This is a genomic window from Deinococcus radiodurans R1 = ATCC 13939 = DSM 20539 (assembly GCF_000008565.1).
In the GTDB taxonomy this organism is placed as follows: Bacteria; Deinococcota; Deinococci; order Deinococcales; family Deinococcaceae; genus Deinococcus; species Deinococcus radiodurans.
Genome location: NC_001263.1, coordinates 1632416 through 1652029, shown reverse-complemented (window position 1 = coordinate 1652029; position 19614 = coordinate 1632416). Strand labels below are relative to the sequence as shown.

18 protein-coding genes and 2 pseudogenes are annotated in these 19614 nt (G+C 67.1%); 9 read left to right on the top strand and 11 right to left on the bottom strand.

Annotated features, from left to right (window positions below):
* Positions 1-85 precede the first annotated feature (85 nt).
* Positions 86-867 (top strand): annotated as a pseudogene (locus DR_RS08320) (MerR family transcriptional regulator).
* Between the two features lie 61 nt (positions 868-928).
* On the opposite strand, the gene pepF reads toward DR_RS08320, so the two are convergent.
* The 3 genes from pepF to DR_RS08305 all read right to left on the bottom strand — a co-directional run bounded on the left by pepF (position 929) and on the right by DR_RS08305 (position 5483).
* A complete protein-coding gene (gene pepF, locus DR_RS08315) occupies positions 929-2743 on the bottom strand; it encodes an oligoendopeptidase F (protein ID WP_010888264.1) in 1815 nt (604 codons plus the stop codon).
* 190 nt (positions 2744-2933) lie between these two features.
* Positions 2934-3989: a branched-chain-amino-acid transaminase gene (ilvE, locus tag DR_RS08310; RefSeq protein ID WP_051618798.1), complete on the bottom strand. Its 1056-nt coding sequence runs from the start codon at positions 3987-3989 to the stop codon at positions 2934-2936.
* A 48-nt stretch (positions 3990-4037) separates the two neighbouring features.
* Positions 4038-5483 (bottom strand): amidase family protein, encoded by a 1446-nt coding sequence (locus DR_RS08305; protein WP_034350172.1) that lies wholly within the window; start codon positions 5481-5483, stop codon positions 4038-4040.
* 262 nt (positions 5484-5745) lie between these two features.
* On the opposite strand from DR_RS08305, the pseudogene DR_RS17065 reads away from it, so the two are divergent.
* Positions 5746-7537: pseudogene (locus DR_RS17065) on the top strand (DEAD/DEAH box helicase).
* Between the two features lie 57 nt (positions 7538-7594).
* Here the strand turns inward: DR_RS17065 and DR_RS08295 are convergent.
* The 3 genes from DR_RS08295 to DR_RS08285 are packed head-to-tail and all read right to left on the bottom strand — an operon-like array spanning position 7595 to position 9808.
* A complete protein-coding gene (locus tag DR_RS08295) occupies positions 7595-8692 on the bottom strand; it encodes a protease complex subunit PrcB family protein (protein WP_010888260.1) in 1098 nt (365 codons plus the stop codon).
* 46 nt (positions 8693-8738) lie between these two features.
* Positions 8739-9452, bottom strand: coding sequence for an HAD family hydrolase (locus DR_RS08290; RefSeq protein WP_010888259.1), 714 nt, complete (start codon positions 9450-9452; stop codon positions 8739-8741).
* Positions 9452-9808, bottom strand: coding sequence for a histidine triad nucleotide-binding protein (locus tag DR_RS08285; RefSeq protein ID WP_010888258.1), 357 nt, complete (start codon positions 9806-9808; stop codon positions 9452-9454). Before DR_RS08285 ends, DR_RS08290 begins: the two co-directional genes overlap by 1 nt.
* Before the next feature lie 83 nt (positions 9809-9891).
* Here DR_RS08285 and DR_RS08280 point away from each other — a divergent pair, with 83 nt between their 5' ends.
* Positions 9892-10878 carry an SDR family NAD(P)-dependent oxidoreductase gene (locus tag DR_RS08280; protein ID WP_010888257.1) on the top strand — a complete coding sequence of 329 codons (987 nt, stop codon included), beginning with the start codon at positions 9892-9894 and terminating at the stop codon, positions 10876-10878.
* A 69-nt stretch (positions 10879-10947) separates the two neighbouring features.
* Positions 10948-12600: a VanW family protein gene (locus DR_RS08275; RefSeq protein WP_164927974.1), complete on the top strand. Its 1653-nt coding sequence runs from the start codon at positions 10948-10950 to the stop codon at positions 12598-12600.
* Here the strand turns inward: DR_RS08275 and DR_RS08270 are convergent.
* Entirely contained in the window at positions 12597-13829 is a 1233-nt protein-coding gene (locus DR_RS08270) for a transposase (protein ID WP_063653036.1), read from the bottom strand. The genes DR_RS08275 and DR_RS08270 overlap by 4 nt on opposite strands.
* A 45-nt stretch (positions 13830-13874) precedes the next feature.
* On the opposite strand from DR_RS08270, the gene DR_RS08265 reads away from it, so the two are divergent.
* Positions 13875-14012 carry a hypothetical protein gene (locus DR_RS08265; RefSeq protein ID WP_164927973.1) on the top strand — a complete coding sequence of 46 codons (138 nt, stop codon included), beginning with the start codon at positions 13875-13877 and terminating at the stop codon, positions 14010-14012.
* 42 nt (positions 14013-14054) lie between these two features.
* On the top strand, positions 14055-14636 hold the full coding sequence (gene xpt, locus DR_RS08260) for a xanthine phosphoribosyltransferase (protein ID WP_010888255.1): 582 nt from the start codon (positions 14055-14057) through the stop codon (positions 14634-14636).
* Between the two features lie 63 nt (positions 14637-14699).
* Here xpt and DR_RS08255 read toward each other — a convergent pair whose 3' ends face one another.
* The gene (locus DR_RS08255; RefSeq protein ID WP_010888254.1) at positions 14700-15725 is read right to left on the bottom strand and encodes a DUF1517 domain-containing protein; all 1026 of its coding nucleotides are present in this window, start codon (positions 15723-15725) and stop codon (positions 14700-14702) included.
* Positions 15726-15847: 122 nt separating this feature from the next.
* Here DR_RS08255 and DR_RS08250 point away from each other — a divergent pair, with 122 nt between their 5' ends.
* The gene (locus DR_RS08250; RefSeq protein WP_010888253.1) at positions 15848-16222 is read left to right on the top strand and encodes a hypothetical protein; all 375 of its coding nucleotides are present in this window, start codon (positions 15848-15850) and stop codon (positions 16220-16222) included.
* Here DR_RS08250 and DR_RS08245 read toward each other — a convergent pair.
* Positions 16208-16741 (bottom strand): 3-isopropylmalate dehydratase small subunit 1, encoded by a 534-nt coding sequence (locus DR_RS08245; RefSeq protein ID WP_010888252.1) that lies wholly within the window; start codon positions 16739-16741, stop codon positions 16208-16210. The two genes, DR_RS08250 and DR_RS08245, sit on opposite strands and share 15 nt — an antisense overlap.
* A gap of 48 nt (positions 16742-16789) precedes the next feature.
* On the bottom strand, positions 16790-17119 hold the full coding sequence (locus DR_RS08240; protein WP_010888251.1) for an ArsR/SmtB family transcription factor: 330 nt from the start codon (positions 17117-17119) through the stop codon (positions 16790-16792).
* Positions 17120-17331: 212 nt separating this feature from the next.
* On the opposite strand from DR_RS08240, the gene DR_RS08235 reads away from it, so the two are divergent.
* Entirely contained in the window at positions 17332-17706 is a 375-nt protein-coding gene (locus DR_RS08235) for a roadblock/LC7 domain-containing protein (protein WP_010888250.1), read from the top strand.
* A gap of 59 nt (positions 17707-17765) precedes the next feature.
* Complete coding sequence (locus DR_RS08230) at positions 17766-18239, top strand: hypothetical protein (RefSeq protein WP_010888249.1); 474 nt, start codon at positions 17766-17768, stop codon at positions 18237-18239.
* Between the two features lie 64 nt (positions 18240-18303).
* Here the strand turns inward: DR_RS08230 and DR_RS08225 are convergent, their stop codons facing one another.
* Positions 18304-19608, bottom strand: a complete 1305-nt coding sequence (locus DR_RS08225; RefSeq protein WP_010888248.1) for a homoaconitate hydratase family protein — start codon at positions 19606-19608, stop codon at positions 18304-18306.
* Positions 19609-19614 lie beyond the last annotated feature (6 nt).

Here is a 19614-nt window from a genome sequence, read left to right as displayed (position 1 = left end):
CACACGGAGCTCGCTCAGAAGCGGGTCGGGGGGTTGACCCTCACGCCGCGTCAGGCCTCAAGCTCGGGGACAGGAGGTGAACGAGATGTCACAGGGCCAAGATTCAGACCCCTGGACCGTGGGCGAGGTCGCCGAGCTGACGCGGGTCAGCGTACGGACGCTGCACCATTACGACGCCGTGGGCCTGCTGAGTCCCTCGGCCCGTAGTGAGGCGGGCTACCGGCTCTACACGCCCGCCGACGTAGCGCGGCTCTGGCGCATCCTGACCTTTCGGGAACTGGGGTTTTCGCTGGCTGACATCGGCAAGCTGCTCGGGTCCTCCCCGGAAGCGGAACGCGAGGCCCTGGGGCTGCAAGCGGCACTGCTGCGTGAGCAACTCGCCCGCACGCAGGCGCAGCTCGACACCGTCACCTCCCTGCTAGGTGCCGCCGAGCGCGGCGAAGGAGACGTTATGACGAAGGAAAAAATTCAGCAGATGTTCGAGCAGTTCGACCCGACCGAGTACGACGCCGAGGTCAAGGAGCGCTGGGGCGACACGGACGCCTACCGCCAGAGCGCCGAGCGGATGGCCCGTTACACCCCCGCCGACCGCGAGCGCATGAACGCCGAGGGCGCCGAGCTGCACGCCCGCTAGCTGCGCTGCTGGATGCGGGCACCTCCGCCGACAGCCCCGAAGCCGCTGCCGTCGCCGAGGCCCAGCGCGCTTACTTCAACCGGTGGTTCTACGACTGCTCGCCCGACATGCTGCGGATGGTCTCGCACCACTGGGTGGACGACCCGCGCTTTACGGCCAATATCGACCGAATTCGCCCCGGCCTGGCCGCTTACGAGTTCGCAGTGGTGCAGGCGTGGGCGGGGAAGCAGTAAAAACAAACAGTGAAAAACCAGCCTCCCATGCGTCGGGGAGGCTGGTTTTTCAGTGTGATTCTCAGTTCGCCTGTCGCGCTGCCAGCAACTCTTCCAGCCGCGCCACATAGCCTTCGAGCGTGCGGAAAGTCGCCTGCACCGGCTCGGGCGAGAGCATGTCCACGCCCGCCTCGCGCAGGGCGTCAATGGGGTCGAGGCTGCCGCCGGACTTGAGATAGCGCAGGTAGCTCTCGCGGGCGCCTTCCGGGTCGGCGTCGAATTTCTCTAAGAGCTGGTGCGCCGCGCTGATGCCGGTGGCGTACTGGTAGGCGTAGAAGTTGGCGTAGAGGTGGGTCGAGAACTGCATCCACAGGCTGCCGCTGCGCCCCCGGTCCATCGTCACGCCGTCGCCGTAGCCCTGCCCCAGCAGGTCGGCGGTCAGGTCAATGAGGTCGGGGGCGCTCAGCGTGCCCCCCGCTTCAATGCGCCGGTAGCTTTCCAGCTCAAAGGCCGCCAGCGTCGGCATGATGAAAAAGTAGCGGTGGAAGTTGCTCAGCGCTTCTTCGATGATTGCCACTTCCATCTCGGTGTCGCCCGCCGCCCGCGCCTTTGCCAGCAGGTTCTTGCGGCTCATCGCCTGGTTGAAGTTGGAGGCGACTTCGGCGTGAAACAGCGTGTAGCGCGGCACCGACGGGGCGTGTTCGCGGCTGGCGAGCAGCGAGTGCATGGAGTGCCCGATTTCGTGGGCGAGGGTGGAGTAGCTGCCCACCGTGCCGTTCCACGTCATGAAAATGTAGGGTTTGACCCGCCCGCCGCCGTTAGAGTAGGCGCCCTGGCGTTTGCCGTCGTTCTCGGCGTAGTCCACCCAGCGGTCCTCGGTCAGGCCGAAGCGCAGGTCGTTTACGTACTCCTCGCCCAGCGGCGCCATCCCCTCGGCAATCCACTCCACCGCCTGCGCGTAGCTCACTTCACGCGGCGGCACCAGCGAGGCTTTCACGTCGTACTCGCGCAGCTCACTGAGGCCCAGCCAGTCGCGCCGCACCTTCCAGTAGCGGTGCCAGATGGGGGTGTTGGCGCGGTAGGTGTCCAGCAGCGTGGTCACGACTTCGGTGGGGATGTTGTCGGGCGACAGGCTCGCCGTAATCGCGTCGGGGTAGCGGCGGGCGCGGGCGAGAAAGACGTTCTGGCGCACGTTGGTCGCGTACATGGCGGCCTGCGAGTGCTTGGCGGCGAGGTGCGCGTCGGCGTAGTGTTCCCACGCTTCACGGCGAATCTCGCGGTCGGGGTCGGAGGTTAGGCGGTCCACGTTGCCCTGGGTGATTTTCTGACCACCCGCGCTCCCAAAATCGAGGTCCATGTTCGCCAGCGCCGGGTGAATGCCGCGCTCGGAAGCAAAAGGTGCCTGCACCGCGCCGAGCAATTCCTCCACTTCCGCCGAGCGCACATGCGGCTTGTCGCGCAGCAGCCGCTCGAGCGCGATGCGGAAATCGGCAAAGTCCTCGCGCTCCAGCCAGCCGCGCAACTGCGCCTCGTCCAACTCCAGCAGTTCGGGCAGGGCAAACGCCGCCGCGCTGCCGTACTGCGCCCCGATGCCGCTCGCCCGGTCACGCCGCGCTGCGGCCACCGCGTCGCGCCCGTCCACGCTGGCGCTCATGCCGGCGTAGGACATGAAACGGGTCAGACGTTGCTCGAGGTCGTCGGCGGCCTTCAGGTACGCGAGCAGCCCCTCCGGCGACTCGCCGAGTGTTCCGGCGGAGGCGCCCAGCCCGGCAATGTCGGTGCTCAGCGCATCCGCCTCGGCTTCCCAGGCGGCGGGGGTGGCGTACAGCGCTTCGATGTCCCAGGTCTGCTCGCGGGGCACCTCGGCCCGCTTCGGCAACGTCTTGATTGTCGTCATGACCTCCAGCATAGCCAATGACCGGGGGCACAGCAGGAAAAGAAAGGGGCGAGAGCTGCTGCACCCGCCCGCACTTCGTTTCCCGTTTAGAGCATTTGACAGAGTGATCTGGTCCGTCTTTGACCCTCTACCTTGATGGGAGAGGGCCTCGCGCAGCGAGGGGTGAGGGTGTCTTTTCCTGTCAAATGCTCTACACCTTCACAATCCAGCCTTCCGGCGCTTCCTTATCCCCGTACTGAATGCCGACCAGTTCGTCGTACAGGCGGCGCGTGACCGGCCCCGGCTCGCTTTCGGAATAAAAGACGTGAAAGTCGTCGCCGTGCTGAATGCCGCCGATGGGCGTGATGACCGCCGCCGTGCCGCACGCGCCCGCCTCGCTGAACTTGCCCAGCTCGTCGATGCGAATGTCGCCTTCCTCGACTTCCAGCCCGAGCCGGTGCTCGGCGAGCCACAGCAGGCTGTACTTGGTGATGCTCGGCAGAATGGACGGCGACTGCGGCGTCACGAACTTCTGGCCGTCCTGGGTGATGGCGAAGAAGTTGGCCGCGCCCGCCTCCTCGATTGTGGTGTGGGTGGCGGGGTCGAGATAAATCACGTCGGCAAAGTCGCGCTTTTTGGCCTCGTAGCCGGGCAGCAGGCTCGCGGCGTAGTTGCCGCCCACCTTCGCCGCCCCGGTGCCGTGCGGCGCGGCGCGGTCATAGTCCGAGGTGATGAAGTTGGTGGGGGTCAGCCCGCCCTTGAAGTAGGGGCCGACCGGCACGCAAAAGACGCTGAAAATGAACTCGGGCGCCGTTCGCACGCCGATGTTGTCGCCCACGCCGATGACGAAGGGGCGCAGGTAGAGGCTTCCGCCCGTGCCGTAGGGCGGCAAAAAATGCTCGTTGGCGCGCACGACTTGCAAGCAGGCGTCGATGAACTGCTCGTCGCTGAGTTCGGGCATCAGCAGGCGGCGGCAGCTCATCCGCATCCGGGCCGCGTTCTGGTCGGGGCGAAAGAGGTTGATGCTGCCGTCGGCGCAGCGGTACGCCTTGAGCCCCTCGAAGCACTGCTGGCCGTAGTGCAGCGCCGTCGAGCCTTCCGCCAGATGAATCTGGTTGTCCTCGGTGAGCGTGCCCGCGTCCCACTCGCCGTCTTTCCAGTGCGCGAGGTAGCGCAGGTCGGTACGGATGTAAGAAAAACCGAGGGTGCTCCAGTCGATGTCGGCCAGCTTCTTGGCCTGCTCGGGGCGGCTGTCGTGCGCGGTCATGCCCAGGATTGTAAGGCGCACGGGCGCCGGGGAGCGCCGCCCGGACGCTTACTCCGGCAGACGCTCCGGAGGAAAGCGGACGCCGCCGAGCGCCCGGTTGAGTTCCGCGCCGATGCTCAGCAGCCGCCCGTCGCTGCCTGCCGGACCGACGAGGAGTACGCCGCTCGGCTGCCCATGCGGGGCCTCTCCGTTTGCGCCGTCTCCAAGCGGCACCGGCAGCGCGAGGCTGGGATACCCCGCCGCTGCCGCGAGGTCGCAGCCGTGAATGCCGGGAAACAGCACGGCGCCGTGCCCCTGGGCAAACAGAGCGTCGAACCCCTGCGTGCGCGCCAGCCGCAGGTCGCGCTCGCGGGCGCGGGCATACGCCCCTTCCGAGAGGTCGCCCCGGGTCGCCTGCGCCGCCAGCATCAGGTGTTGCCCGTAGCGCAACCGGGCTGCGGGGTCCTCGTCGTTGCCCTCGATGACGGCGGCCAGCGAGGTCGGCCCCTGCTTCACCCCGGCGAGGTAGGCGTTCAGGTCCGGCTTGAACTCGTACACCAGCACGTCGAGCCGCCAGCCCGCCGCTTTGAGTTCGGCGCGGGTGGGAAAGGCCGTGCCGTTCACCGTCGCCCCCGCCGCAGCCAGCGCTGCCTCGGCGCGTTTCAGGACGGCGCGTTCGGCCTCGCTCGCGTTCGGCTCGTCGTGGATGGCGGCAATCTTCGTTCCTGAAAGGGCTTTTTCGCTCACCGTGAGGTCGGGTGTAAAAAGCTGACTTGCTGCGTCGGCGTCGTCAGGGCCGGACATTACGGTCATCAGCAGGGCCGCGTCGCGCACGCTGCGGGTCAGTGGCCCGGCGGTGTCCTGGCTGTGGCTGATGGGAATGATGCCGGTGCGCGGAATCAGCCCCAGCGTGGGCTTGAGGCCGATCACGCCGTTCTGGTGCGCCGGGCTCACGACCGACCCGCTCGTCTCGGTCCCGATGGCCGCCGCGCACAGCCGGGCCGCCACCGCCACGCCGCTGCCCGACGAACTGCCGCCAGTGTCGCGTTCCGGCCCCCAGGGGTTGACCGTCTGCCCGCCGAGCGACGAGTACCCGTTGGGCATCCCCAGCGTCATGAAATTGGCCCACTCGGTCATGTTCGCTTTGCCCAGAATGACCGCGCCCGCCGCCCGCAGCCGCGCCACCAACGGGGCGTCGCGTTCCGGCACATGCCCCCGCAGCAGCACGCTGCCCGCCGTGGTCGGGAGCCCCGCCACGTCGATGTTGTCCTTGATGAGCAGCGGCACCCCGTGCAGCACGCCGCGCTGCTTTTCGGGTATGTCGTCGAGCGCGTCGGCGGTGGCCTGCGCGCCTGGGTTCACGGTGATGACGGCCCGGAGCTCCGGATTGATGGCGGTGAGGCGGGCCAGATACGTCCGCGTCACCTCGGACGGGGTCAGGTCGCCGCGCCGGGTTGCGCCGGCCAGGGCGCACACGTCGAGGTCGAGAATGGGGTCGGGCAGCGGCAACGTCATACGGCGAAGTGTAGGGTTCTGCGGAGCAGGGGAGAGCGCCGCCGCGCCGGGGAAAGACCGAGAGCTGAAAACGTCCGCCGGGCTTGCTTTTTTTCCTCCCCTCGTGTAGTCTATTCTCTTGGACGCCGCCCTCAGCACCGAGGCTGAGGCGGCTGGAGAGTTTCCTTTTTCCAACTGACTTTGAGTGACGGGCATTCAGGCGAAAGCTGTGCTACAGGAGCGTTTGCTGGTCACCGGGGAACTTCTCCCGAAAGGACCACAAATGAATTTTGCACAGCTGATTGCGCCCGAACTCGCGGCGCGTCTCGAAGAACGCGGCATCACCGAAGCCAGCCCCATTCAGGCCGAGAGCCTGCCCCACACCCTCGCCGGCAGGGACCTCATTGGCCGCGCCCGCACCGGCACCGGCAAGACGCTCGCCTTCGCGCTGCCTATCATCATGAAGCTGGAGCCCAGCCGTGAGCGTGCCCGCTTGCCCCGCGCCATCGTGGTCGCCCCGACCCGCGAACTCGCCAAGCAGGTCGCCGACGAGTTTTCCAAGAGCGGCGTCGGCCTGACCACCGTGACCGTCTACGGCGGCGCGGCTACGGACCCCAGGAAAACGCGCTGCGCCGTGGCGTGGACGTGGTGGTGGGCACCCCGGGCCGCCTCATCGACCACCTCGAACGCGGCAACCTCGACCTGAGCGCCGTGCAGTTCGCCGTGCTCGACGAAGCCGACGAGATGCTCAGCGTGGGCTTTGCCGACGCCATTGAGACCATTCTCCAGAAGACGCCTGAAGAGCGCCAGACCATGCTGTTTAGCGCCACGCTCAACAACGACATCAAGCGTCTGAGCCGCAACTACCTCAAGGACCCGCTGATCGTGGACATGGTGGGCGAGGGCAAGTCACAGGCCGCGCAGACCGTCGAACACCTCAAGGTGAAGGTGGGCCGCAGCCGCACCCGCGTGCTCGCCGACCTGCTCACCGTCTACAACCCCGAAAAGGCCATCGTCTTTACCCGCACCAAGCGCGAAGCCGACGAACTCGCCAACGAACTTATTCACCGGGGCCTGGAATCCGAAGCGCTGCACGGCGACCTTGCCCAGACCCAGCGTGAACGTGCCCTCGGGGCCTTCCGCAGCGGGCGCGTGGGCGTGCTCGTCGCCACCGACGTGGCGGCGCGTGGCCTCGACATTCCCGAAGTGGATTTGGTCGTGCAGTACCACCTGCCGCAGGACCCCGAAAGCTACGTGCACCGTTCGGGCCGCACGGGCCGCGCCGGACGCACCGGCACCGCCATCATCATGTACGGCGACCGCGAAAACCGCGAAGTGATGGGCCTGGAGCGCATCACCGGCGTGCGCTTCAAGGAACGTCCCTTGCCCACCCCCAGCGAAGTCGCCCAGGCGAGCGCGCGCGCCAGCAGTGAAATGGTGCGCCGGGTGGACCCCGAAGCTGCCCAGGGCTTCCAGGCCGAAGCCGAGCAACTCTTCAGCGAACTTGGCCTCGAAGCCCTCGCCCGCGCCCTCGCCAAAATCAGCGGCGTGACCGAGCCCGCCAAGGCCGCCAGCCTGCTCAGCGGCGAAGAAGGGCTGACCACCCTGATTCTGCACGGCGAGCGCCTGAGCGTGCCGCGCACCGTGGCGCTCATCGCCCGCGCGGTGGACGTGGACACCCGCCGCCTCGGCAAGGTCCGGCAGTGGCGTGGCGGCACCGTGGCCGACGTGCCCAGCGAGTTTGTCGAGAAGCTGATGGCCGCCGCGCCCCTCGACGGTCAGGTCGAAGTGCAAGTGGCCCAGGAACTGCCCGAACTGTTCGAGCAGCCCACCCGCGAACGCCGTGACGGCGGCGGCTACCAGGGCGGACGCGGCTACCGTGACCGTGACGAAGGCGGACGCGGCGGCTATGGCCGGGGCGGCAACTCCGGCGGCGGACGCGGCGGCTACGGCAACCGTGGCGGCAACTCGGGAGGCCGGGGCGAAGGCGGAGGCCGCTGGAGCCGCGAGCGCGACGAGCGCGGACCCGCGCCGCGAGGGACTTCGCCGACCGCGAGTTCGTGCCCAACCGCTGAGCCTGACCCAACGAAAACCCCCGCTACGTGGCGGGGGATTTTTATTGCTGCTTGCCCTTACTGCGGAAAAGGCCGCCCGCTCTGGTCGGTCACGTTCACACTGCTGAAGTTGCCGCCCACCCGCACGATGACCCAGGGGCTGGTGATCGCCTGCGTGGTGATGCTGCCCGCGCCGGGGGCCGTCAGTTCGACGCGCAGGTTCAGGGTGTTTCCCTGTACATCTGCGCCGGTCGCCCGCACGCCGTAGCCGCCCGTGCCGCGCTGACCGATGAACAGACCGACCAGGGCTTCACCCGAGGTCAGGCTGGGGAGGGCCGGGGTGCCGGTCTGCCGGCCATAGGCGACGCCGTAGAGCGAGCGGACTTCGCTGGCGTTGCGGGCCACGATCACGCTGGGGCTCTCGGCGCTCGCGTTGGTGCCGCGCGCCACCTCGCTGAGGTTGACGGTGTTCATGCTCTGGCCTCCGCCCGTGGTGGTCTGGGTCTGCGTCACAGTGGTGCTGGTGGTCGTGGTGCGGGTGATTTGCGAGCTGCTCAACACGTAGAGCGCGGTGCGGCGCTGCTCCTGTGGGGTCGGCTCGGCGCTGAGGCGCGCGTCGGGCGCACTCGCCTCGTCGAGCACGGCCACCGCCAGCACTCCCTGGTTCGACAGGGCGCGGGTCAGGGCGTCGGCCTCGGCGTCGGTGAGTTGCCCCGCGCCGCGCAGCCCGTTCGCGCTGCTGGCGGTGGCGAGGCCGGAAGCGGCGCTCAGTTTCTGCCAGCGGGCGCCGTCGGTGTAGTAAACCGACTGCACGCGGGTGCCCGCCAGCGGCGTCACGGTAAAGCGGCCCCCGGCGTCTTGCCCCAGCGTCAGGCGCACCACTGGGTTGTCGATGCGGCCCACGTAGGCGGCCTTGCCGTTCACGCTCAGCGACCCCGGCGTGGCGAGCGGGTCGCTGACCTGTGCCCGCAAGGTCACCGTTTCCTGCCCGAGCTTGAGCGAACTGCTCGGATTGCTGCCGAGGTCGCCGTACACCCACACGATGCGCTGCGCTCCGGCGCCATACAGTGTCGCCTCGTGCACGCGCAGGTTGCCAGGGCCGGTCACGGCGCACCCGGCGAGCAGCCCCGCGCCGAGGGCGAGCAGCGAGAACTTTGCCAAACGTCCAGTCGTCATGCGGTCAGCTTAGGCCCGGCGGCTGACCTCGCGCTGAAGCCCGCCTTCAGGAAAGGTCAGGAGTCAGCGCGGGCGTGAGTAAGCCCGCTTCGGCCAGGGCCGCCCGCAACTCGGCGTGCGAGGTCAGGACCCGGGCCGCGCCCAGCCGCGAGAGAGCTGCCGCGCCGTCGGGATGGGGGTGACCCGGCACCAGCAGTCCCCAGAGGGTCGCGCCCGCCGCCAGCCCCGCCGCGCCGCCGGTCACGCTGTCCTCGATGACCACGCAGCGCTCCGGCAGTATGCCGAGTTGCTGCGCCGCAAACGTGTAGAGGTCGGGGTGCGGCTTGCCCCGCCCGCCCACCCACGAGGGGTCGTAGATGTGTTCGCCCGCGAGTTCGGTCAGCCCGGCGACCCGCAGTTTGAGGTGCAGCCGCCCGCGCTCGCTGTTGCTGCCGATGGCGAAGGGCACGCCCGCTGCACGGAGCGCCCGCAGCGTCTCGGCGGCGCCTTCAATGGCGGTCACGCCGGTCATGGCCGCGTTGAAGCGGGTTTCGAGCACGTCCAGAAAATCTGGCGGAGGCACAAAGTCGTGCTGCTGCGCGAGGTACGCCAGCACCCCATCGAAGCGCTGCCCGGTGAAATACATGGCGATTTCCGTGAGGTCGAGGTGCAGGCCACGCTCCGCCAGTACGCTCTGCCACACCTGAGCGATGATGCCTTCGCTTTCGACGAGCACGCCATCGAGGTCGAACAGCACGGCGTCGAATGGTGCGTCCGGCATCAGGTGTCGCTGTCCGGGCCGCCCTCCCAGCCCGCCAGGATGTGAATGTGGGTGTGAAAGACCATCTGGCCGCCGCCCGCGCCGCAGTTGACGACCAGGCGGTAGTCGGGGGCCTGCTCGCGGGCAATTTCGGTGGCCTTGAGCCACAGCCGGCCCATTTCGAGCGGGTCGGTGATTTCGTCCACCCGCGTGGTCACGCGCTTGGGAATCACCAGCAGGTGAATAGGCGCTTTGGGCGCAATGTCCTTGATGGCGATGTAGTCGTCGTCCTCGTAGACCACCTGACTGGGAATCTCGCGGGCGATGATGCGCTCGAACAGGGTCGGCTGGGGCGACGTGGGGCCGGGCTTGTCCATGCCCCCACTCTAAACCGGCCCCCACTCTAAACCGTGCCTTCACTCTAAACGGTGCCGGGGGCTGCGCCGCGCCACACTGAGGTATGCGTCTGCCCAAACGTCTGCTGCTCGCCGCCGGAGTCGCCGCCCTCGCGGGTCGCCGCGCTTTTGTTCCCCGCTACGACCTGCAAGGCAAACACGTCCTGCTGACCGGCGGTTCACGCGGCCTGGGCCTCGCGCTGGGGCGTGAACTCGCGGGGCGGGGAGCACGGCTCACCCTCGTGGCTCGCACCGAGCGCGACCTGCGGCTGGCCGCCGAAGACCTGCGCGGGCGCGGCGCCGAAGTCCAGATCATCGCCGCCGACGTGACCGACCCCGGCGCCGGGCAGCACATCCTGGACGCCGCGCAGTCGTTCGGCGACGTGGACGTGCTGCTGCACTGTGCGGGCCTGATTCAGTCGGGGCCGCTCGCCAACATGACCGAACAGGATTTCCGTGACGTGATGGAGATTCACGCCTTTGCCCCGCTGCGGCTGGTTCGCACGCTGCTGCCGCAACTCAGCCGCCGCCAGGGCCGGGTGCTGCTCGTCACCTCGATAGGTGGCAAGGTGGCGGTGCCGCACCTCGTGCCGTATTCCATGAGCAAATTCGCGGCGGTGGGGCTGGGCCAGGGCCTGCGCTCCGAACTCGCCGCGCACGGCGTGACCGTGACCACCGTCTGCCCAGGACTGATGCGCACCGGCAGCCCCCGCCAGGCGACGGTCAAGGGCCAGTACGAGCAGGAATATGCCCTGTTCGCCACCATCGACAACCTGCCGGTCATCTCGCTCGACGCGGCGACGGCGGCCCAGCGCATCACCGACGCCCTGGTGCGCGGCGACGCCGAGGTGATGGTGGGCGGCCCCGCTCTGATGGCGCGCTATGTCCAGGCGTTTGCCCCGCAGCTCACCGCCGACGTGATGGCGTTGACGAACCGCTTCCTGCCCGGTCCCGGCGAGAGTGACCAGCCCCGACTGGGCGCGGAGGTCGAGACACCCATCACCCGCAACAATCCGCTCAAGCGCACCGCCGAGGAAGACCTGAACGAGTAACACCAAAACGTCCCGCTTGCCTGTCCACTTTTTCGCTTTGGAGCCGTTTTTTGCATACACTAGGGAGTGATGACGCGAGCGACGAAGACTGCACTCCTGGGCCTGGGTGCTGTGGGACTACTGGGCGGCGCCCTGGCCCTGGGAATGTCGGCGCAGGCGGACAAGTTGGCCCCCGGACTGCGGGTGGGCGGCGTGGATGTGGGCGGCATGACCCCCGACGCGGCCCTCATTGCCGTGCGCGAGCAAACGCAGGCCAAGGAGCCGAAGATTGAAGTGCAGGCCACTGGCACGGGCAAAAGCTGGACCCTCAGCGCAGGCAAGCTGGGCTACCAGGTGGACCCGCAGGCGAGCCTCGCCGCCGCCCGTAAGCTCAGTGACGCCCGCCCCTGGACCGAGCGGGCGCTGGGCGTGCTGGGCCAGATGAACCTGACCCAGCCGAAGGCGCAGGACGTGCCGCTGGTGACGAAGGTGGACCCCGCCGTGGCGCAGGCGACCATCGGCAAGCTGACCGCTGATCTGGCGACGCAGCCGGTGAACGCCACCGTCGGCTTTGACCCCAAAACACGCCGCTACGCCGTGCTGACCCCCGACACGCCGGGCCGCAAGGCGAACGCGGAAGCGGCGGCCAAGGCGTTCGCCGCCGACCCCTCGCAGCGGGTGCTGAAGGTGCCGCTGACCGAGTGGCCCGCCCAGTACACCGCCGCCGAGCTGAGCAAGCACGCCGAACTCGGCAACAAGTTGATGCGCGGCGTGACCGTCAAGCTCGACGGCTCGGACCGCGCCGGGTCGCTCGGGCCGCTACAGGTCGCCAACCTCTACTGGGTCAAGCCCGAGGGCATCGTCCTCGACGACAAGACCCTCAAGGGCGCGTTCGAGAGCCTGAGCTACCAGCTCGACCAGCCCGCACAAAACGCCCGTTATGCCTGGCGAGACGGCGTCTGGGGCAAGGTCGGCGAAAAGCCGGGCCGCGTGACCGATCCGCAAAAGGGCCTCGAAGCCTTCCGCAAAGGCCTGCTCGACCCCACCAAGACGACCATTACCTTCCCGTCGGTGCAGCAGCAGCCCGCCATCAAGCTCGCGGACCTGCCCAGCCCGGCCAAGTTGCAACTCATTGCCAGCGGCAGCAGCACGTATTACGGCAGCTCTGCCGAGCGGCGCACCAACGTCGCCAACGCGGCGGCCAAGATCGACGGCACGGTGGTCGCGCCGGGCGAGAACTTCAGCTTCCTCCAGTCGCTCGGCGGCATCAGCCCCGAAAACGGCTTCGTGGGTGGGCTGATCATCAGCGGCGGGCGCACGGTGGACGGCCTCGGCGGGGGCGTATGCCAGGTGAGCACCACGGCGTTCCGGGCGCTGTATCAGGCCGGTTTGCCCGTCGTGGAGCGCAACCAGCACTCCTACCGCGTCAAGTACTACGAGCCGGAAGTCGGTTTTGAGGCCGCCGTGTACGACCCCGGCGTGGACCTCAAGATGAAAAACGACACCGGGGCGCCCATCCTGATTCGCACGGTGAACAACAACAACGCCAGCCGCCTCGAAATCCAGGTGTGGGGCACCAAGCCGCAGCGCACGGTGAGTGTCTCGCCCGCCGTCATTCTCTCGCGCTCGCCGCACCCGGCGCCGCAGTACGTCTTCAACCCCAACCTGCCCGCCGGCGCGAGCAAGCAGGTGGACTGGGCGCAGGACGGCTACAACCTCTACCAATGGTTCGTGCAGTTTTAGGCGGCTTTGAGGCCGAAATTTAGCGGACTGGACGGCAGATGTTCTAATTCTTCAAAGCGGGCCGAGAGATCCAACTTGGACAAAATCACTTGGGCCAGCAGGGCGTTATACGCCCTGCGTTTCATGTCTTCGAGACTGAACACCAGATTCTGTCCGCCCTCTGCTGCTCGCAGGGCCTCAAGGCGACAGAGGTTCAGGGTCAGCAAGACCACGTTCCAATGCGCCTCAATGCCTGGCTGTGACCGCAATTGCACATCCTGGCCTCCCAGGAACTGCTTGGCATCCCGGAAGATCAGTTCAATCTCGAAACGGCTCCGGTACAGCGCAATGACCTCATGAGCGGGCATCGTCACAGCGGTGCTGAACAGCACCGCGTAACCCGTCACTTGACCCTTTTTACCGACCTGCTGGATGACGACTGCACGCACTTCTCGCGCCCACTGCACGCTCCAGACCACCTGAGTCCACACCCGCTCGGTCGACGTTTCAGAAACGAGGTCAAAGCGCTGCAAGTCGCTGAAATCCACCTTGCCGTCGAACTTTTTTGGCCGTCCGCGTCGTCTGGGATGCTCGCCGGTATAGAGATACTTGAGGTTGGCGTTGCGAGGAAATCTGGAGATGAATGGGAGACCGTGACCGGTCACGGTCTCCACCATGGATTCTTTCGCATAGTTCCCATCCGCAACCACAGCGGCCAGATCAAGCCGTGGAACAGTCTGGAGATCAAGCAACACGTCATCCAGCTGGTCAGCGGCCTGTTCCAGACGACTCGGGGCCTCAGACCCGGTCCGGGTCTGACGGACATCGACCGTAAATGCCTGTCGGTGCTGGACGTCAATCAGGGCACAGCAGGATTGCTCGATCCCACGTTCGGTCCGTGCGGCACAGCCATTCCAGAACGAGCCGAGGTGTGCGGTGTGCTGACCAGATTTGCGGTGAAAAGAGGCGTCGATGGCCAGAACGCACAGTGGGCTGATCAGCCCACTCTCAATCGCCGTGCTCACAGTCGCCCGGTGTACTGCGCCCCAGGGAATGGCCCCGGGGTCACTTCGGTGCAGCCAACGACGGATCGTACTCTCTGAGCAGGCCGCATATCGGGAGAGGTTCAGGACGTTCAGCCGTCCAGGAACAGCGAGAAATACGCTAAGCAGCACGGTCAGAAAATTCCGCTGCGTCTTGCGCAGCGGGACCGCGCTGAGAACGTACTGTAGGATAGCCATTAGACCCATTGGAAGCGGTGTGTTCACAGCCCCATTTTCGGTGGGTCTTTCTTTGTGACCTCAAAACTGCACGAACCATTGCTCTACATCACCCGCACCATCAAGGACGCGGCGGGCGCGCGCACCGACCGGGTGGACACCCAGTACAAGCCCTGGCAGGCGGTCTACGAGTACGGCCCCCGGACGAACTGAGCCGATCGAACTGAGCCGCCAGCGTCCATTACACTTTGCCGTATGCAGTCATTGGTCGAGGCGATTAAGCGCGAAGGCAGGGTTCTTCCGGGCGGGTTTCTCAAAGTAGACGGATTGGTCAACCACCAGCTTCACCCCGCGCTGACCCGCGAGATGGGGGAGACGTTCGCCCGGCATTTTGCGCCGCTCGCGCCGACCAAGGTGCTGACCATCGAGGTGAGTGGCATTGCCCCGGCCATCATGACCGCCGCCGAGCTCGGCGTGCCGATGGTCTACGCCCGCAAGAAAAAGCCGCTGACCATGAGCGAGCAGGTCTACACGGCGCAGTCGGTCAGCCGCACCAAGGGCGGCACGGTGGACCTCTTCGTCAGCTCCGAGTACCTGGGGCCGCAGGACCGCGTGGTCGTCATCGACGACTTTCTCGCCTCGGGCGGCACCCTGCGCTCGCTCAGTCAGATCATCGCCGACAGCGGCGCGACCCTGCTCGGCCTCGGCTGCGTCATCGAAAAGGAATTCGAAGGCGGACGCCAGCACCTCGCCGACCTGAACGTGCCGATTCACACCCTCGCCAACATCGTGCGGATGAGTGAGGAAGAAGGCATCGTGGTGCAGGCCGGACGCTGAAGCCGCGGGCCGCAAAGAGGGACGGACACCGCAGGGCGGGCCGTCCCTTCTTCCTGCTCTGCGTTACAGCTTGGTCAGCTTGGGGTATTTCACGATGGCCTCGTCCTCGCTGAGAAATTCACCCTCGGTGTCGGGGCTCCAGATGACCTCGGCGCGGATCAGGTCGCCCTCGGTCACGCCGCTGATGGCGAGCAGCGCGGCGCGGGCTTCGGCAGCGGTGGTGACTCCGGCAGGGGGCAAATTACCCAGAGTCTGCGCGGCGACGGCGATGGTCACGGCGAGGTACATGTCCGCGACTTCCTTGTTGTAGCTGTAGTCGGTGCGGTGCTGAAACCCGGTGTTGGGGTCGTTGTTCTGGTAGTTGCTGGTGGTCTGCTCCTGAAAAGCGGCGCGGGCCTCGGTGGCCCAGGCGCCCACCTGGTTGCCCGCCGCGCTCGCCGAGCCCTGCGCCCGTTCCACGTTGCCGTAGACCCAGCGCTCGGGGTGACGTAGCGCCACCAGCGCGGCTTCCTGCACCATGCGGGCGAGGCCGGCGTTGGTGTCGGGGTCCCCCTGCTGCGCGATGCGTTGCAGGGCGCTCTTGACCTCATCGCCCTCGGCGAGCAGGAGCTGCACGCTGACCGCCTGCGAGGTGCCGCTGCTGCCCAGACTGCTCAGGCCCCGCGCGCCGCCTCCGCCGAGGTTGCGGCGCATCATGCCGACCACCCCGAAAATCACCAGGCCGAAGATGATGAGAGGAAAGATGCCCAGGCCGCCCCCACCGCCGTAATAGCCGCCGCCCCCGCCGATGATGATGGGGCCGCTGTAGCCCCCGCCGGAGTATCCGCCGCCCGAGTAGCCGCCCCCGGAATAGCCTCCGCCGCTGTAGCCGCCGCCACCCGAGTACCCGCCTCCGCCGCCCGAACTGCTGCCGCCGAAGCCGCCGCCCGACTGCGCGGTGGCCTGTCCCACGCTGAGTGGGGGAACAAAGCTGGCGGCAGGCAAGGAAAAGCCCCCCAGCGCCAGGGTGCCGCAGGCGGCGAGGGCCAGCAGGCGCCGTGACCGGGCGCGGCGGGGCGAAGAGGTGACCACTTGATTCGGGCGTCCCATGATGGTTCAGTCTACGGGCCGGACGTGCGCCGGGTTCCCGCCCCGATGAGGAAGCGGCTTTAGAAATCCGTGCGGTTCGCGCGGGGCGGCGGCAAGGGGAGCAGGCCGGTACACTGCTCGCCATGACCGAACAGCTCGCCGACCTGACCCTGACCTTGCCCGAGTGGGACGCCCTTCTCGCCCGGCTGTACGAACGCGACGACCGCCTGGACCTGAAAGTCGAAGGCGAAACCTACCCGGCGAGCGAAACGGTGGACCCCTACGTCCTGAGCGGCCACGCCGAAGCCCTGCAAAGCGCCGAGGTGGACGGCGACCTGTGGGGCACCCTCGAAGACATCGAGGAAGAAGCCGCCTCCGAGGACGAAGCCTGGGCCAAAATCAGCGCCTTTTACCGTGACCGGGGCTGCGTCCTGCTGCGCGTGACCGGCACCGAGGAGCCCGAGGAGTGGATTTTTTCTGCGGCGCTCCTGCGGCGGCTGGGCTTACTCGGCGGCTGAGGCGGTTTCCGTGCTGGCCTCTGCACCGGGCTCCTCGCCGGGAAAGCGCCCGTGCTTCTTGAAGAATTCCAGGATGCTGCCTTCCTTCAGCGCCTCGCGGAGGAACTCGGGCGGAGGGGGAAGCTGCACGGTGCCGTCCGCGTAAGTGAGCAAGCCTGTCTGGGCGTCGAGCGTCACCTCGTCGCCGTCTTCCAGCAGCTCGGTCAGGTCGTACTCGAAGGCCGGAATACCGAGATTGAGCAGGTTGCGGTAGTGGATGCGGGCGAAGCTCGGCGCGACGATGCCGCCGATGTGCAGCTTCTTGAGGGCCTGCGGGGCGTACTCGCGGCTGGAGCCCAGGCCCCAGTTGCGGCCCCCGATCAGCACGTCGCCCGGCTGAACCTGCGCGGCGAACTCGGGGCGGACATAGTGAAAAGCGAAGGTCTGAAACACGTCCTCGCCCGCCATAAACGGCGCGAACTTGCCGGGCAGGATGTCGTCGGTGTTCACGCTGTCGCCAAATTTCCAGATTCTGGGCATACAAAACCTCTGTCGGTTGGAGAGGAAAAAGGGGGGTACGGGCGCGGCTCAGGACTCGCTTTGCAGGTGGTCGAGCTGCTCGCGCTGGCGCTGAAGCTGGTTTTCGTAGACCTGACGGCCCAGGTCCAGAAAGAGGTAGACCGCCGCGTCCTCGGTGCGGTAGTAGGTCAGGGTGCCCTGGCGCCGGGAGGTCACGAGGTGCTGGTGCCGCAGCACTTTGAGGTGCTGGCTGATGCCGGCCTGCTCACCGCCGGTCAGGTCCTGCAACTGCGTGACCGTCTTTTCCCCGTCGCGCAGCGAATCGAGAATCGCCAGCCGCAGCGGGTGCCCCAGAGCGCGGAACAGGGCCGCTTTGTACAGATGGTGGCTCTGTTTCACGTCCTCACTATATTTATTCCGCTGCTGAACTGGGACGGCCTTGACCGCACAGCCCGGCGCTCAGGTCAGAGAGCTGTCAGAGGCGTTGAGGTGGAATAGCAATCGTTCAGGGCCGCAGCGAGTGGCCCAAATATTCAATTATTCTAATATAAGAGTATTCGCCTGAACGGCGAGCCGAGTCGCGGTGCAGGCCGCCCCAAAGGAGCACGTCCATGACCATGCTGAGTAAACCCGAACGCCTGAAGTCCATTCTCCAGAATCTGCGGATTTCGCTGCCCGAACTGCGCGGCGCGATGGTGGCGACCACCGACGGGCTGCCCATCGCGCAGGCGTTCAGCGACAACACCGACGCCAACCGTGTGGCGGCGATGGCCGCGACGGCTCTGGGTCTGGGCAAGCGCATCAACGACACGCTGGGTACCGGCAGCCTGAACGAGATGTCGGTGAGTGGGATGGACGGACAGGTGTTCATTTACTCGGTGGGAGCAAAGGGGGTGCTGGCAGTGGTGGCGCCGGCGGGAACGAACCTAGGGCTGCTGCACATGGAAGCCCGCGACGCCGCACAGGCCGTCGCCAGCGTCCTCTGATTTCAGGCGGCCTTTCCTCGCACCTGCTTTCCTCTTTCTTCCTCAAAGGAGCCTTTCTCATGCCTGATTCCAATGTCCTGCGGCCCCAACTCGGTGACTTCAACTCGGTCGTCTGCTTCAAGGCTGTGATTACCGGAGTCGAAGACACCCTCGGCACCGACGGCGCGGCGGCAGCTTTTATCCACGCCGGCAAGGTGCGCGGCCACCGGCTCGCCCATGACCTCGGGGTGGCGGGGCGTCCTGTCGCCACCGAAGAGCTCGCGCCGCTGCTCAATCAGGCCATCGGCGCGGACGGCACCCGCCTGTGCGCCGTGGTCCGCTCGTACCAGCAGGGGGACCGCCTGATGATCGACACCCAGGAAACCGTGTGCAGCGCGGGAGAAGCGCCGGGCAGTGACCGCAAATGCACCTTCAGCCTGGGCGCGGTATGGGGCGCGTTGGAAGCCGTGACCGGCAAGACCTACCTGGGTCAGCACACCGAGAGCGTGCTGCGCGGCGGCGAGTATGACCGCTTCGAGTTCACCGAACTCTGAGCAGCACTTTTAGAGAGCAGGCCAGCCCATCGCAACGGGTTGGCCTGCTCTTTTCTGTCCTGTCTCAAGCAGATGCCGCAACCTGAGCCACATCTTCAGGCAGCGCCACCCGGCCCATCACGGCAGTGGCGGCGGCCACGGCGGGCGAGGCGAGGTAGATGTGGGCGTCCTTGTCGCCCATGCGCCCGATGAAGTTGCGGTTCGACGTGCTTACGCAGACCTCGCCGGGGGCGAGCACGCCCTGATGCCGGCCCATGCAGGGGCCGCAGCCCGGCGTGCCGAGCACCGCGCCCGCCCGCTGCAAGGTGAGCAGCGTGCCGTCTTGCAGCGCTTCTTCCATCACCTGACTGCTCGCAGGAATCACCAGCAGCCGGGTCGTGGGGTCCACCCGGCGCCCGCGCAGCACCTCGGCGGCGGCGTGCAGGTCCTCGATGCGCCCGTTGGTGCAGGTGCCGATAAACACCTGGTCCACCTTCAGGCCGCGCAGCTCGGCCACGTCGTGCACGTTGTCCACTTCGCTCGGGGCACTCATGCGGGGGTGCAGGGCGGAGAGGTCGATTTCGACTTCGCGGGCGTAAGCGGCACCCTCGTCGGGGTAGACCCAGGCGGGCACGTCGTAGCCGTAGTCGGTCAGGATTTCGCCGCCGGGGACCACCAGCCCGGCCTTGGCGCCCGCCTCCACGCACAGGTTCGCCAGCGTCATGCGTTCGCCACGTGTGAAGCGGTCGCCGGCGTGGATTTCCACACTCTGGTAGGTGGCCCCGTCGGCCCCGAGCACCCGAATCATTTCCAGCGCCACGTCCTTGGCGGTCACGCCGGGGCGCAGGTCGCCGGTCAGCGTGACCTTCACGCTCTCGGGCACCCGCAGCCAGGTTTTGCCGCTCGCGGCGGCGAGGGCGATGTCAGTGGCGCCCATGCCCGAGCCAAACGCCGCCACCGCGCCGTAGGTCGTGGAGTGGCTGTCGGACCCCAGGACAATCCAGCCCGGCTGCGCGAGCTTTTCTTCCATCAGCACCTGATGGCAGATGCCGCGCCCCACGTCGAAAAGCCGCACGCCCGTCTTGGCCGCGTACTCACGCGCTTCTTTTTGCGCCTGCGCCACGCTGACGGTGCTCGCCGGGGCGACGTGGTCCACCACGATGCTCACGCGCTCCGGGTACTTCGGCACGGCGCCGAGGTCGCGCTCCATGCGCTCGATAAAGCTCTGGGCGATGGAGTCCACCACCATCACCTGATCCACCTCCACCACCGCGAGGTCGCCCGCGTACACGGCGGCGCTTCCCCGCTGCGACAGGATTTTCTCGGCCACTGTTTGGGGGCGAGTTGTCTGGGGGCTGGAGCCTGAGAAAGGGGGGGCGCCGGTGGTCATGCCGTC